This is a genomic window from Pseudomonas sp. PA-7-1E (assembly GCF_021605325.1).
GTDB lineage: Bacteria > Pseudomonadota > Gammaproteobacteria > Pseudomonadales > Pseudomonadaceae > Aquipseudomonas > Aquipseudomonas fluorescens_BV.
Map to the genome: position 1 here is coordinate 38,454 of NZ_WKFA01000005.1, position 14,239 is coordinate 52,692.

A 14,239-nucleotide genomic window follows, 5' to 3' on the forward strand; every position below is an offset into this window, starting at 1 on the left:
ACGCTCTGCGTCACCCTTATGCTGACTGGCGAGACGCGGAGCGTCCCCGGCGGCATTCCCACGCGGAGCGTGTGAATGATCAGTCAGGCCAGGCCGGACTCTACCAGCAGCGCTTCAAGCCCCATCAAGTCCGGCACCTTCGCCACCTGCTCCCCCACTTGCACCGCCGCCTCCTCGAGCGTTCGCCCGTCACGCTGGCTTCGCCGCAGGCCGCTTCAAAGCTGGTCAGCGGAATCTGCCGATCGCGCCACGTGACCTGGCGGCGCATAACTGATCGTTCCCACGCTCCGCGTGGGCATGCATCCTGTGACGCTCTGCGTCACCCTTATGCTGACTGGCGGGACGCGGAGCGTCCCCGGCGGCATTCCTACGCGGAGCGTGTGAACGATCAGTCAGGCCAGGCCGGACTCTACCAGCAGCGCTTCAAGCCCCATCAAGTCCGGCACCTTCGCCACCTGCTCGCCCACTTGCACTGCCGCCAGTTCCAGCGGGCACAGGGGCACGTCCACGTAGCTCAATTCGCTGTCGAGCTTGTACGAGCGGGGAATACCCTGGATCACCAGGGCAATGAACTTCAACGTGGGCCTGCCACCCAACGCATTCAACACCACGATCCTCGAGCGTTCGCCCGTCACGCTGGCTTCGCCGCAGGCCGCTTCAAAGCTGATCAGCGGAATCTGTCGATCGCGCCAAGTGACCTGCCGCAGGTACCACGGCGGCGCATCGCTGGCCGGTTCGCCACGCTGGAAATCGATCAGTTCGGCCACGGCAACGTTGGGCAGCACCAAGTGGCGGTCGGCCAGGGGCAGCAGCAGGCCGGTGAGTTGGCTGGTGCGGTGCTCAAGCATGGGACTTGCTCCAGTAGGCGATGCTCTCCAGCAGCACCGACTCTTGGTACGGCTTGCCGAGGTAGTCGTTGACGCCAATGGCCATGGCGCGGTCGCGGTGTTTCTGGCCGGTGCGTGAGGTGATCATGATGATCGGCAAGCGCATCAGGCGCGGGTCATTGCGTATCTGAATGGCCACTTCGAAGCCGTCCATGCGCGGCATTTCGATGTCGAGCAGCATCAGGTCCGGAGTGTGTTCTTCCAGGATGGCGAGGGCGTCGATACCGTCCTTGGCGGTGAGCACGTTCATGCCGTTGCGCTCCAGCAGGCGGCTGGTGACTTTGCGTACGGTGACCGAGTCGTCCACCACCAGCACCAGCAGCGGGCGTTTTTTCAGTGGGTCGTTGAGGATCAGCGGCGCATCCACTGCCTGGGCCGGCAAGGCCGGTTGCCGAGCGCGGATGTGCGCCAGCAGGTCGATGATCAGCACCACATGGCCGTCGCCCAGGATGGTCGCGCCGGTCACGCCCTGCACCCCGGAGAACTGCGGCCCCAGGCCCTTGACCACGATCTCGCGGGTACCGGCCATGGCATCCACGTGCACCGCCACGCGGCGTTCATTGCAGTGCACCAGCAGCACCGGCACCGGCTGGTACTGGCCCAGCAGTTTAGGGCGGCTGGCGGTGTGCAGCAGGTCACCGAGGTAGAACAACTCGTAGCGCTGGCCGGCGTATTCATAGTGCGGCGGGTCTTGCTGGTAGTGCCCCGCCAATTCGTGGGGCAGCACGCGCACCAAGCCTTCGATGGTGTTGAGCGGGATCGCGTATTGGTCGTCCGCGCATTGCACCATCAGCGCACGATTGACCGACACGGTAAACGGGAGGCGAATGCGAAAATGCACGCCCATGCCCGGCGTCGAGTCGATCACCATCGAGCCGCCGAGCTGGCGCACTTCCTCATGCACCACGTCCATGCCCACGCCGCGCCCGGAAATCTGGGTGATTTTTTCGGCAGTGGAAAAGCCCGGTTGCAGGATGAACTGCAACACGTCACGGTCGCTGATCTCTTGATGGGGGGCGAGCAGGCCGCGCTTGATCGCCTTGCGTCGCACCGCTTCGAGGGGTACACCCGCGCCGTCGTCACGCATGTCGAAGACGATGTCGCCGCCTTCGTGGGTCAGGTCCAGGGTGATGCGGCCCTTCTCCGGTTTGCCCGCCGCCAGCCGCACTTCGCGCGACTCCAGGCCGTGGTCGACGGCGTTGCGCAGCATATGCTCCAAGGGTGCCGCCATGCGCTCCAGCACATTGCGGTCCATCTCGCCTTCGGCATTGCCGACGATAAACTCCACGTCCTTGCCCAACTCGCCCGCCACTTGCCGCACGATGCGCTTGAGGCGTGGCAACATGCGCTCGAAAGGCACCATGCGCGTGCGCATCAGGCCTTCCTGCAATTCGGTGTTGATGCGTGCCTGTTGCTGCAGCAGGTTGTAGGCATCCTGGTTGCGACGCTCAAGGGTCTCTTTTAGATCGAGCAGGTCGGAGGCAGATTCGGACAGCGCACGGGCCAGCTGTTGCAGCTGCGAGTGGCGGTCCATTTCCAGCGGGTCGAACTCTTCGTAGCCCAGGCGTTCGGCCTCGGCTTGCTGGCGGCTCAAGAGGCGGCCCTGGGTTTCGCTGTCGAGCCGGCGCAATTGGTCGCGCATGCGCTCGATGGTGGTTTCCATCTCACTCAAGGCAATGCGCGCATCCTTGACTTGCTGCTCGATACGCCCACGGAAGATCGAAGTTTCGCCGGCCAGGTTGACCAGGTCATCGAGCAAGTCGGCAGAGATTTTCACCATGTCGGCGGCCGGGTCGGCGACCGCTTCGGCCTTGCCCGCCGGCAGCGCCACCGGTGTGACCGGCTCATCACTGGGGTGCACCAGGCTCTTGATGCGCTCGATGAGTTTATCCACCGAACCCACCGGCAATCCCTCGGCCACGGCGTCGATCATTTGCGCCAGGCGATCATGGCAACCTTGCAGCAGTGCGAACAACTCAGGGGTCGGCGCGAGCAAACCGGCGGAAAGCCCTTCGTAGAGAAATTCCAGCTCATGGGCCAGATCGCCGATCGGCCCGATCTCGACCATGCGTGCACCACCCTTGAGGGTGTGCAGGTCACGCAGCAGGGTTTCCACTTCCTGGCGATTGCCCGGCTCGTCCTGCCAGCGCAAAAGCGCGCTGCCTGAGCTGTCGAGGATATCGGCGGCTTCTTCGAGGAATATATCCAGCAATTCCGGGTCGGCACCCGAGGCTGGCGCCACCGCAGCCGGCGCTGCCGGGCTGCTGGCCTGGCGCAATTCCCGCAGCCTTTCGACCAGTTCGGCGCCGTCACTCAGGGGTTGCTGTTGTTGCAGCTCTTCCAATTGTTGAGCCAAGCGTTCGTGGCTGGCCATCAGTGCCTGGGACAGCTCGACAGAGTAGCTATAGCGGCGGTCCACCAGCCCCTCATAAACGCATTCCAGCTCGTGGGCCAAGTCGCCCACCGGGTCGATTTCGGCCATGCGCGCACCGCCCTTGAGGGTGTGCAGATCCCGCTGCAACGAGGACAAGGGCGCAGCGCTGTCGGGCTCCAGTAACCATCGCTTGAGCGACTGGCCGGCGCTGTCGAGGATGTCTACGGCCTCCTCAAGGAAGATCTCAACAATCTCGTCGTCCATCGCGGTGGCGTGATCCAGCTGCGCGGTGGCCGCGCCCAATTCGGAGATACTCAGGGCGCGGCTGCCGTCGCTTTTGATCAGGCCTGTGGCGGACGGGTCCAAGGCTTCGTCCAGCAACGCGCGTAACGCCTGCAGCCGTGCAGGCGCGGGGCTGATTTCCTGGCCGGCGGCCAACTGGTCGAGCATGTTGATCAGCGCGTCGTGGGCCTGTTCAGCCTCTTGGAAGAACCGGGCGCTGACCGCCAGGCTGCTTTCCTCTACCGCGCCATACAGGTCGAGCAAGGCTTCGCACAACGCGTCGATAGGATGCAGGTCGGCAAGGTGCGCACCCTCGCCCAGGGTGGTCAGTTCGTCCAGCAACGCCGTGAGTTCCTGACGGTCGCCGGGGTGTTGCTGCCAGCGACGCAGCAGGCTTTCGGCGTCGAGCAGGATGTCCATGCCCTGGGCCAGGAAGTTGGTGATCAAGTGCGGGTCACGCTTGACGCGCAGGCCGGCCGTGGGGGCGTCGAGCAAGGCGGCCAGTTGATGCTCCAGCAGGTGTTGGGTGCGGCTGATCACGCTGGCCGCGCCGTGGATCGGCGCCAGGGGATTGTTGTCCAGATCACGCACCCCGCGCTGGAACAGTCCTTGTGCCTCAAGCAACAACGCCACTTCGTCCTTGTCCAGCGGCACGCGGTGGGCCTTGTACTCACGGGTGAGGTGATCCAGCGGGCGCGCCAGTTCGGCAATGGGCAACACGCCGGCCATGTAGGCGCTGCCCTTGAGGGTGTGCAAGGCGCGTTGCAGTTCATCACTGACCTGCAGCGGCACCTGCTCGGCGGCCTGTTGCAGGAAGTGGTCGAGGCTGTCCAGATGGCCCTGGGCTTCGTTGCGAAAGATCTCCAGAAGCATTGGGTCATGGGGCTCGGTGGTCGATGTTGCAGCGCCACTGGCCAGGGCATGGGCATGGGCGGCCAAGGCGTCGACTTCATCGCGCTGGCGTTGATCGTCGCTAGCGAAATCGGCGATCAGCTCCGGCAGCAGGGCCACGGCCTCATCCAACACCTGCCGCACCTCAGGGCCAAGGACTACACTGCGTTCCAGCACGCGATTGAGCAGGTTCTCCACGGCCCAGGCCAGCTCGGCCAGCACCAGGGCGCGCACCATGCGGCCGCTGCCCTTGAGGGTATGGAAAGCCCGGCGCATTTCGCCCTGGGCGGCTTTGTCCGCGCTGTCGGGCAGGTAGCGATGCAACACGTCGAGGACTTCATCGGTTTCTTCAAGGAAGACTTCGCGCAGTTCATCGTCAATCGGTTCTTCACCGGCCGGCGGCGGCAACAGGCTACCGGGACGCTGCAAGGCTGGAGGGTTGAGACGTGATGCAGGGCTGGCCAAGGCATCGAACTGGGATTGGTTTGGCGCAGCCTCGGTGGACAGCGCCCCCTCGGGCGCAGCCAGCGCCTGCCGCCAGGGTTTTTCCACCGGCAGGTAGCCCAATGCATTCAAGCCCTGGGTGGCCAACTCCAGCACTTTTTCCCCTGCCGCGTCAGGGTCTTGAAGCATGCGCTCGAGGTAGTACTCCAGGCTGCTGACCACCTCGGCGAAATGCGCCAGTTGTGTCGCCGAAGGGGCGGCCTCGTTGATCATCAATTGCTCGTCGACGTAATCGGTGCAACCGCGCATCAGGCTCGCCGCACGCGGCAAGGGAATCATCGCCAGGGCACCACGCACCTGGCTCAGTAGCTCGGGCAAGGACTCCAGGCGCTGACGATCCCAATCAGCCTCAATGCAGTCGATCACCAGCTCCTTGGCTTGGCGCAAGCACTGGCACGACTCACGAATCACCAACTGATGGATCTGGGTCAGGTCGGTGGTGGGCAAGCGGCTGTCTTCACGGCTTTGCGGTTCGACGGTGCCGATCATCCCGGCCAACGTCGCTTCGACATACAGCAACGCGCCGGCCACATCCATCAACACCGCGTCATTGGGTTCGCGCTGCCCCTGGACTAGGCTCAACACCACAGCGAGTTGGTCGATGATCACTTTGCGCGGCTGGCCGAAACCCAACACCGCGAGGGTATCGGCTATCTGCCGCAAGGGCGCCAGCAACGGCTCGAGGTCCTGGGTGTGCTGGCGATCACTGCGCACGAACAGATCCAGGCGTTCCTTGACCCGCACCAGTTCCTCACACAACGCCCCGAGTACCGAGCCCATGGCATTGCGATCCGGCCCGGCCAGCCGTGCACGTTCAGCATCGACCACGGCGCTGTCGGGCAACGCTTCGTCCAAGCCGTAGCGCTCCTTCAGGCTCTGCATGCGCGGCGTCGGCCGGGTGACTTTGGCGACGTAGAACAACAGGCTCTTGAGCAACTCGTCCGGTGCCGGCTGGTTGATGCCATTGATGCCTTGAACCAGCAAACGCTTGAGTTGCTTGTCGCTGGCCTTGAGCAGGCTGCGCAGCGCCGGGCTGTTGGCGACCACACCGGTGAGCATGCCTTCGACCAATGCCGAGGTGACCTGCCACAAAGGCAGCAGCGGCGCACCCTGGCATAGCGCTTCAAGGCGTGCGAACACCCGCGCCATGTCTTCCAGGTTGCTGGGGCCGTGGTCTTCACGCAGCAACCCGGCGAGGGCTTGTTGCAGCAGGTGGCGCCATTGGCGCAACTGCTCATGCAGATCCGGCGTGGCCCGTTGGGCCAGGGCTTGCTCAGGCAACGGTTCGATCGATAGCAGTTGCGGGCTGAACAGGCTGGTTTCCGATAGCAGGCTTTCACCACGGGCGCTGCGCAGGTCGTTGAGCAGCGGTAGCACCACCAGCGGCAAGTCGCGGCGGGCACTGTGCACGCGGTCGAGGTACAGCGGCAGTTGGCCGAGGGCTTGTTGCAGCAGGCGGATACCTTCATCGCGTTGGCCAACGTGCCCGGCCTGTAGCGCAAGGGCCAGTTCCTCGATCTCTTCGGCCAGCAGCGCCGCGCCGTAGAACTCGACTATTTGCAGCGCGCCATGTACCTGGTGAATACCGGCCAGGCATTCGTTTAGAGCGTCGTCGTCATGGGTTTCAACGTACGCGTCCAGGGCCGACCGGGCCTGCTTCAGGGTTTCGGCAATATCGCCCTTGACCCATTCGAGGGCCACATAGTCGTGCCGATCAACCATAACTGCTCCGCTTAGAATTCATGAGTTGCTGGTATCTCACAAACAATGGAGATCCAATGTGGGAGCTGGCTTGCCTGCGATAGCGGTGGGTCAGCACTATTTCTGTATCTGACAGACCGCTATCGCAGGCAAGCCGGCTGCCATAGTTGGACTGTGGTGTTCTTCAGGTCGTATTTCAATCATCGACCTGCTTGGGCGGCGGCAAGGTAAAACCCGATACCGACCTGCGCAACTGGCTGGCCATCTTCGCCAGGTTACCAATGCTTTCTGCGGTGGCGGTGGAACCCGACGACGTCTGGGTGGTGATCTGCTGGATCACGTTCATGGTCAGGGAAATCTGCCCCGCCGATGAGGTCTGTTGCTGTGCCGCGTTGGAAATACTCTGGATCAGCGCTGCCAGGGTTTTCGACACGCCTTCGATCTCTTCCAGCGCCACCCCGGCATCCTGGGCCAGGCGTGCGCCGCGCACCACTTCGGTGGTGGTCTGCTCCATGGAAATCACCGCTTCGTTGGTGTCGGCCTGAATGGTGCGCACCAGGGTTTCGATCTGCCGGGTGGCCGCCGAGGAGCGTTCGGCCAACCGTTGCACTTCATCGGCCACCACCGCAAAACCGCGCCCGGCGTCGCCGGCCATGCTGGCCTGGATCGCGGCGTTGAGAGCGAGGATGTTGGTCTGGTCGGCGATGTCGTCGATCAGGCTGATGATGTCGCCAATTTCCTGGGACGATTCGCCCAAACGCTTGATGCGCTTGGCGGTGTCCTGGATCTGCTCGCGAATGTTGTCCATGCCGTGGATGGTGTTGTGCACCACCTCGTTGCCTTTGTTGGCGATCTCTACCGAGCGTTCAGCTACCGCCGAGGATTCGGCCGCGTTGGCCGACACCTGGTCGATGGACTGCGCCATCTGATTGATCGCCGTGGACGCTTCGGCAATCTGCTGGGCCTGATGCTCCGACGCCTGGGCCAGGTGCATGGCGGTGGCCTGGGTGTCCTGCACCGCACCGGCGACCTGCCCGGCAGTGAGGTTGATGGTGGCGACCAGGTCGCGCAGTTGGTCCACGGAATAGTTGATGGAGTCTGCGATGGTGCCGGTGAAGTCTTCGGTGACCGAGGCGGTGACGGTGAGGTCGCCGTCAGCCAGGTCTTCGATTTCATCCAGCAGGCGCATGATCGCGTTCTGGTTGCGCTCGTTCTTCTGCGCGGTTTCATGCAGTTGGCGGTTGGTCTCACGCACCATGACCAGGCCGATCAGGATGATCGAGGCCAGCGCCAGCAAGCCCAGCACGTAACCGCCGATAGTGTCGAAGCTGCGCCCGCTGGCGAGGTTTTCAAAACCCGTGGCCAGGTGCGAGGCTTCATCGAGCAGGGTTTGCGACAGGTTGAAAATATTGCTCGCCGAGGCGCGCACCTGGAACAACTGCGGCGAAGTCTCGAGAATTTCATCCACGGAGCCGGAGACAAATTCGAACAGCTCGGCGATGTCCGCCAGCCGCGCCCGGGCGTCCGGGTCTTCAACCTGGGTGATACGCAGCCCCGGGTTGCCGTTGAGCATGCCATTGAGCACCACGCCAAAACGGTTGGCATCGCGACCGAAGGCATCGGCGGCCTGCCCGGCGGTTTCATCCCCCGCCAGCACCGTGTTGACCGCCCCCAGGATGCGTTCGGCCAGCAGCGACTGGCGTTGGGCCAAGGCTACCTGGCTGGCCGGGGCGCCGCGTTGCAGCAGGATATCCACGACTTTTTCCGACTCGATCTGCAGTTGCGGCACGGTTTCGGCCAGGGTCGCCGCCACCTGGTGCAACGACAACACGGTCTGCTCGCTGGCCAGAATGGCGTCGGTGTTTTTCAGCAGCGCCTCCCAGTCGGTCTGCACCGCCCGCATTTCGGCACGCACCGCACTGGGCGCCGCCGGCAAGCCGGTTTGCGGGTCACCTTTTTTCAGGTAGCCCCAGCGCTGGGCAAAATCGTTGCGCGCATCGCCCAGCAGCTTGAACGCCGCCGCTTTCCCGGCAGCGGCCTCGGTGGCGTTCTTGGCAATGCGCTGGGACAGCACGCGCAGCTCACCGGCGTGGCCGATGTACTGCTTATCGTAGGTGGACTGGGTGTTGAGGTACGCGAAGTTGGCGAACAGCAGCATGATGAACACGATCAAGGCGATAAACAGCACGATGATCTGCGAACGGCTGCGCGAAGCGGCCTGGGGTTTGGGCGTGGTAGCGGTGCTCATGCGGCAACATCCATGAAGCCAGGGGCCTGGGCCAGGGCGAAGGGGCTGAAGACTTGCCACGGCGGGTCGCCGTCGAACTGGCCCTGAATAAACGGCGCGCTCGAGGCAGCGCTCGCCACCCAGGCATCCAATGGGAAATGCTGCATGCCTACCACCTCATCTACCAGCAGCCCGACAAACAGGTCGTTGAACTCCACCACCAGCACCCGCCGTTGCTTGCGCGCCCTGGACAACTCAAGGCCCAGGAAACCGCCCAGGTCCATCACCGGAAGCAAGCGCCCGCGCAGGTTGGCCACGCCCTTGACCCAGGGCTTGACCCCCGGCATCAAGGTGCAACGTGGCTCATGCAACACCTCGGCGACTTCGCCCATGGGCGCCACGTAGGCGTTTGGCCCTATGCGGAAAGCGATGCCGCTCCAGCGTTGCAGGCGCGTTTCCTGGGACGGCAGGTCCGCGGCCAGCAAGCGGCAGCGGCGGTCGATGTCCAGCAGCAGCTCGAAGGCGGTTTGCGACTCGGTCATGATCGCAAGCCTTAGCCGGCCAGCACCTTGTTCAGGGTGGCAATCAGGGTTTCTTCATCCACAGGCTTGGTCAGGTAGTCCTTGGCGCCCTGGCGTGCGCCCCAGATCTTGTCGGTTTCCTGATCCTTGGTGGTGATGATGATGATCGGGATACCGTTGGTTTCCGGCTCCTTGGACAACTGGCGCGTGGCCTGGAAGCCGTTGAGGCCGGGCATCACGATATCCATCAGCACCGCGTCGGGCTTTTCCTGACGGGCCAGGGCCACGCCGTCCGCGCCGTTTTCGGCCTTGAGCACCTGGTGGCCATGCTTTTCCAGCATGCCGGTGAGTTTGTACATTTCGGTCGGCGAATCGTCGACGATCAGAACACGTGCCATGGTTTTCCCCGCTACATTGGTCGGCGCCGGCCCTCGTGAGGCGGCGTCAGTGTGCTTGTTCTACTGCGGCGAACCCAGGCACATAGGCCTTGATCGCCCCCAGCAGTTCTTCCTTGCTGAAAGGCTTGGTCAAAAATTGATCGACACCCACGATGCGCCCCTTGGCCTTGTCGAACAGGCCGTCCTTGGAAGACAACATGATCACCGGGATCGACTCGAACGCCGGGTTGTTCTTCACCAGGGCGCAGGTCTGGTAGCCGTCCAGGCGCGGCATCATGATGTCGACAAAGATAATGTGCGGGTGATGATCGACAATACGGGCCAGGGCGTCGAAACCGTCGATCGCCGTGATGACCTCGCACCCCATGTTCTTCAACAGCGTCTCGGCGGTGCGGCGGATCGTTTTCGAATCGTCGATTACCATCACCTTCAAGGCGTTGGAATGCTGTTCCATATCTGCTCTACCATCGCCACAGCGAATCGGTTTTCGGTGTGTACTGCCTGATGTTGCACAGGATGAACGCCGCAAGCCTTGGAATTCAAGGGCTGCTGCGCCGTGCCAGCCTTTTTAGCACAGTCTCCTGGCGCAATCTATCGAGGCACCCGCCCAGTGGTTTTTCCTTGACCCACAACAGCCGCAGCGCCACTCTGACGCCACTTTTATGCGCCCTAATTTGCTAGAGGAAATCCCCATGAGCGTTCGCGTCGGCATTGTCATGGACCCTATCGCCAGCATTTCCTATAAAAAGGACAGTTCGCTGGCCATGCTCCTGGCCGCCCAGGCCCGCGGCTGGACCTTGTTCTATATGGAGCAGCGCGACCTTTACCAGGGTGACGGCGAGGCCCGCGCACGCATGCGCCCGCTGCAGGTGTTTGCCAACCCCGAGAAGTGGTTCGAGCTTTCTGACGAAATCGACAGCCCGCTGAGCGACCTCGACGTGATCCTGATGCGCAAGGATCCGCCGTTCGACATGGAATTTGTGTACTCCACCTACCTGCTGGAGCAGGCCGAACGCGCGGGCGTGTTGATCGTCAACAAGCCGCAAAGCCTGCGCGACTGTAATGAAAAACTGTTCGCCACCCTGTTCCCGCAGTGCACGCCACCGACCGTGGTCAGCCGCCGCGCCGATGTACTGCGTGAATTCGCCGCCAAGCATGGCGACGTGATCCTCAAGCCGCTGGACGGCATGGGCGGCACCTCGATCTTCCGTCACCGCGCCGGCGACCCGAACCTGTCGGTGATCCTCGAAACCCTGACCGCCCTGGGCACCCAGCAGATCATGGGCCAGGCCTACCTGCCGGCGATCAAGGATGGCGACAAGCGTATCCTGATGATTGACGGCGAGCCGGTGGATTATTGCCTGGCGCGCATCCCGGCAGCCGGCGAGACCCGTGGCAACCTGGCCGCCGGTGGTCGCGGTGAAGCGCGGCCATTATCAGAAAAAGACCGCTGGATTGCCGCTCAAGTCGGTCCAACCCTGCGGGAAAAAGGTCTGCTATTTGTCGGACTAGACGTAATTGGCGAGAACCTCACTGAAATCAACGTCACCAGCCCGACCTGTATTCGCGAGATCGACAACGCATTTGGCACGAACATCGGCGAAATGCTGATGGTCGCCATTGAACGCAAGCTACAAGCCAAGTGACATAGAACAGCCGGACACCTACCAACATTGCGTTATCATGCGCCACCTGTGAAACGCGCGATGTTGGTTTTCTTGTCATGACACTCCCGTCCGATCTGCCCCCCGAATTCTCCCCCAGCGGCGTGCGCCCGGCCGATCGTCTCGGTTTTACCCTGTTTCTCGCTGCCTTGATTCATCTCGCCCTGCTCCTGGGTGTGGGGTTCACCCTGGTCGAACCCAAGCAGATCACCAAGACCCTGGAAATCACTCTCGCCACGTTCAAGAGCGAAAAGAAGCCCGAAAAGGCTGACTTTCTCGCCCAGGACAACCAACAGGGCAGCGGCACCCTCGACAAGAAAGCCGTGCCCAAGACCACCGAGGTAGCGCCCTTCCATGACAACCAGGTCAAGAAGGTCACTCCGCCGCCAGCGCCCAAGCCTGAGGTCAGGCAGGCCACGCCCAAGGCCGCGGTGACCACTGTCGCGCCCAAACCGCAAAAAGCCCCGACCCAGCGCGAAAAGGCCAAGACCGAACCCAAGCCCGAGCCAGTGAAACCTGCGCCGACGTTCGACAGCTCGACGTTATCCGACGAAATTTCCAGCCTGGAAGCCGAACTGGCCCATGAGCAACAGCTTTATGCCAAGCGCCCGCGCATCTACCGCCTGAACGCCGCCTCAACCATGCGCGATAAAGGTGCCTGGTATAAGGACGAGTGGCGCAAGAAAGTCGAACGCATCGGCAACCTCAATTACCCGGACGAGGCGCGGCGCCAGCAGATTTATGGCAATTTGCGCTTGCTGGTGTCGATCAACCGTGACGGCTCGCTGTATGAGGTGCAGGTGCTGGAGTCCTCCGGCCAGCCGCTGCTGGACCAGGCTGCGCAACGCATCGTGCGCCTGGCCGCGCCCTTTGCGCCGTTCAGCGGCGACTTGAGCGACGTGGACCGCCTGGAAATCATCCGCACCTGGCGGTTCGCCAAGGGCGACCGGTTGTCCAGCAACTGATCACACAGATCGTTCCCACGCTCCGCGTGGGAATGCCGCCATGGACGCTCTGCGTCTGCTCTTGGGACGCGGAGCGCCCCGGGATGCATTCCGACGCAAAGCATGGGAACGATCAGCGACCAGGCTCGCGCCCGCACTTGTCAGTTCGCCCCTCCAACGCCACACTAGCGGACATGAAAAACGTCAGCCCGACCTACCTCAAGCACCAATTCCTGATCGCCATGCCCCATATGGCCGACCCGAACTTTGCGCAGACCTTGACCTACATCGTCGAGCACACGGCCAATGGTGCCATGGGGTTGGTGGTCAACCGCCCGCAGGAGCTGAACCTGGCCGATATCCTTGAGCAACTGCGCCCGGAAATCGACCCGCCGGCGCGTTGCCAGGGCGTACCGATCTACATCGGCGGGCCGGTTCAGACAGATCGCGGTTTTGTGCTGCACCCCACCGGGCCCAAGTTCCAGGCCACGGTAGACCTTGAGGGTGTGTCATTGTCCACATCCCAGGACGTGCTGTTCGCCATCGCCGACGGCGTCGGCCCTGAGCAAAGTGTGATCACCCTGGGCTACGCCGGTTGGGAAGCCGGGCAACTGGAGGCCGAACTGGCCAGCAATGCCTGGCTGACCTGCCCGTTCGACGCTGACATCCTGTTCAACACCGCCAGCGAACTGCGCCTGGAAGCGGCAGCAGCCAAGCTGCGGGTCAACCTCAGCCTGCTGACCAGCCAGGCGGGGCACGCCTGATGGCCTTGCGTCTGATCCTCGGTTTTGACTACGGCACCAAACAGATCGGCGTAGCGGTTGGCCAGGTCATCACCGGCCAGGCCCGCGAGCTGTGCACCCTCAAGGCCCAGAACGGCGTGCCGGACTGGAACCAGGTCGAAGCCCTGATTAAAGAGTGGAAGCCTGACGCGGTGGTGGTCGGCCTGCCCCTGAACATGGATGGCACCCCCAGTGACATGTGCCTGCGCGCCGAGAAGTTCGCGCGCCGCCTCAATGGCCGCTACAACCTGCCCTTCTATACCCACGACGAACGCCTCACCACCTTCGAAGCCAAGGGGGAGCGCCGCGACCGTGGCGGGCAAAAGGGCAGTTACCGCGACAACCCGGTAGACGCCATCGCCGCGGCCTTGCTGTTGCAGGGCTGGCTGGATGAAAACACCGCTTTATTTGAATCCTGACCCGCCGCGATCCTGTGGGAGCGGGCTTGCCCGCGAAGAACGTTAACGATACCGCGAGAAGACTGGATGAACGCGGTGCCCATGAGTTTTTCGCGAGCAAGCTCGCTCCTACACACTTGATAAGGAGCCACCATGAGCTTGCCGAACCCTGCCGAACTGATCAGCCAGATGGCGATACGCCTCAAGGCGCACCTGGAACACCGTGCCATCAGCGAACCGCGCTTTATCGGCATACGCACCGGTGGCGTGTGGGTGGCCCAGGCATTGCTGGAAGCACTGGGCAGCGATTCGCCCCTGGGCACCTTGGACGTGTCCTTCTACCGCGACGATTTCAGCCAGAACGGCCTGCATCCACAAGTGCGCCCTTCGGCCCTGCCCTTCGAGATCGAAGGCCAGCACCTGGTACTGATCGACGACGTGCTGATGAGCGGCCGCACCATCCGCGCCGCCATGAACGAACTGTTCGACTATGGCCGCCCGGCCAGCGTGACCCTGGTGTGCCTGCTGGACCTGGATGCCGGCGAACTGCCGATCAGCCCGGACGTCGTAGGCGCGACCCTGTCGCTTGCCCCCCAGCAGCGGGTAAAATTGTCCGGTCCCACGCCGCTCGAACTCGAACTGCAAGACCTTGCCCTTTAAACCGCC

The 14,239-nt window shown here is 62.9% G+C and carries 11 protein-coding genes and 1 pseudogene; 5 read left to right on the forward strand and 7 right to left on the reverse strand.

Going from position 1 to position 14,239, the window contains the following annotated elements; translation table 11 throughout:
- Positions 1–83: 83 nt before the first annotated feature.
- From GIW79_RS04785 to pilG, 7 genes and pseudogenes are all read right to left on the reverse strand, one after another.
- Positions 84–262 (reverse strand): annotated as a pseudogene (locus GIW79_RS04785) (chemotaxis protein CheW); the annotation flags it as partial.
- A 130-nt stretch (positions 263–392) separates the two neighbouring features.
- The gene (locus tag GIW79_RS04790; RefSeq protein ID WP_034128932.1) at positions 393–848 is read right to left on the reverse strand and encodes a chemotaxis protein CheW; all 456 of its coding nucleotides are present in this window, start codon (positions 846–848) and stop codon (positions 393–395) included.
- Positions 841–6,660 carry an Hpt domain-containing protein gene (locus GIW79_RS04795; protein WP_236452437.1) on the reverse strand — a complete coding sequence of 1,940 codons (5,820 nt, stop codon included), beginning with the start codon at positions 6,658–6,660 and terminating at the stop codon, positions 841–843. Before GIW79_RS04795 ends, GIW79_RS04790 begins: the two co-directional genes overlap by 8 nt.
- 175 nt (positions 6,661–6,835) lie before the next feature.
- The gene (locus tag GIW79_RS04800; RefSeq protein ID WP_034128934.1) at positions 6,836–8,887 is read right to left on the reverse strand and encodes a methyl-accepting chemotaxis protein; all 2,052 of its coding nucleotides are present in this window, start codon (positions 8,885–8,887) and stop codon (positions 6,836–6,838) included.
- Positions 8,884–9,408: a chemotaxis protein CheW gene (locus GIW79_RS04805; protein WP_034128935.1), complete on the reverse strand. Its 525-nt coding sequence runs from the start codon at positions 9,406–9,408 to the stop codon at positions 8,884–8,886. Before GIW79_RS04805 ends, GIW79_RS04800 begins: the two co-directional genes overlap by 4 nt.
- 11 nt (positions 9,409–9,419) lie before the next feature.
- Entirely contained in the window at positions 9,420–9,785 is a 366-nt protein-coding gene (gene pilH / locus GIW79_RS04810) for a twitching motility response regulator PilH (RefSeq protein ID WP_014720320.1), read from the reverse strand.
- Between the two features lie 46 nt (positions 9,786–9,831).
- Positions 9,832–10,239 carry a twitching motility response regulator PilG gene (gene pilG, locus GIW79_RS04815; protein WP_236452443.1) on the reverse strand — a complete coding sequence of 136 codons (408 nt, stop codon included), beginning with the start codon at positions 10,237–10,239 and terminating at the stop codon, positions 9,832–9,834.
- Positions 10,240–10,477: 238 nt separating this feature from the next.
- Between pilG and gshB the strand changes: the two genes are divergently transcribed.
- From gshB to pyrR, 5 genes are all read left to right on the forward strand, one after another.
- Positions 10,478–11,431 (forward strand): glutathione synthase, encoded by a 954-nt coding sequence (gene gshB, locus GIW79_RS04820; RefSeq protein WP_054897572.1) that lies wholly within the window; start codon positions 10,478–10,480, stop codon positions 11,429–11,431.
- Positions 11,432–11,508: 77 nt separating this feature from the next.
- Positions 11,509–12,414, forward strand: coding sequence for an energy transducer TonB (locus tag GIW79_RS04825; RefSeq protein WP_034128937.1), 906 nt, complete (start codon positions 11,509–11,511; stop codon positions 12,412–12,414).
- A gap of 173 nt (positions 12,415–12,587) precedes the next feature.
- Positions 12,588–13,157 carry a YqgE/AlgH family protein gene (locus GIW79_RS04830; RefSeq protein ID WP_017139445.1) on the forward strand — a complete coding sequence of 190 codons (570 nt, stop codon included), beginning with the start codon at positions 12,588–12,590 and terminating at the stop codon, positions 13,155–13,157.
- Positions 13,157–13,594: a Holliday junction resolvase RuvX gene (ruvX, locus tag GIW79_RS04835; RefSeq protein WP_003195067.1), complete on the forward strand. Its 438-nt coding sequence runs from the start codon at positions 13,157–13,159 to the stop codon at positions 13,592–13,594. Before GIW79_RS04830 ends, ruvX begins: the two co-directional genes overlap by 1 nt.
- Positions 13,595–13,726: 132 nt before the next feature.
- Complete coding sequence (gene pyrR / locus GIW79_RS04840) at positions 13,727–14,233, forward strand: bifunctional pyr operon transcriptional regulator/uracil phosphoribosyltransferase PyrR (protein WP_019817751.1); 507 nt, start codon at positions 13,727–13,729, stop codon at positions 14,231–14,233.
- Positions 14,234–14,239: the final 6 nt, after the last annotated feature.

Coding starts and splice junctions, on each gene's coding strand:
- GIW79_RS04790 (WP_034128932.1), bottom strand. CDS start 848: ATGCTTGAGCACCGCACCAGCCAACTCACCGGCCTGCTGCTGCCCCTG.
- GIW79_RS04795 (WP_236452437.1), bottom strand. CDS start 6,660: ATGGTTGATCGGCACGACTATGTGGCCCTCGAATGGGTCAAGGGCGAT.
- GIW79_RS04800 (WP_034128934.1), bottom strand. CDS start 8,887: ATGAGCACCGCTACCACGCCCAAACCCCAGGCCGCTTCGCGCAGCCGT.
- GIW79_RS04805 (WP_034128935.1), bottom strand. CDS start 9,408: ATGACCGAGTCGCAAACCGCCTTCGAGCTGCTGCTGGACATCGACCGC.
- pilH (WP_014720320.1), bottom strand. CDS start 9,785: ATGGCACGTGTTCTGATCGTCGACGATTCGCCGACCGAAATGTACAAA.
- pilG (WP_236452443.1), bottom strand. CDS start 10,239: ATGGAACAGCATTCCAACGCCTTGAAGGTGATGGTAATCGACGATTCG.
- gshB (WP_054897572.1), top strand. CDS start 10,478: ATGAGCGTTCGCGTCGGCATTGTCATGGACCCTATCGCCAGCATTTCC.
- GIW79_RS04825 (WP_034128937.1), top strand. CDS start 11,509: ATGACACTCCCGTCCGATCTGCCCCCCGAATTCTCCCCCAGCGGCGTG.
- GIW79_RS04830 (WP_017139445.1), top strand. CDS start 12,588: ATGAAAAACGTCAGCCCGACCTACCTCAAGCACCAATTCCTGATCGCC.
- ruvX (WP_003195067.1), top strand. CDS start 13,157: ATGGCCTTGCGTCTGATCCTCGGTTTTGACTACGGCACCAAACAGATC.
- pyrR (WP_019817751.1), top strand. CDS start 13,727: ATGAGCTTGCCGAACCCTGCCGAACTGATCAGCCAGATGGCGATACGC.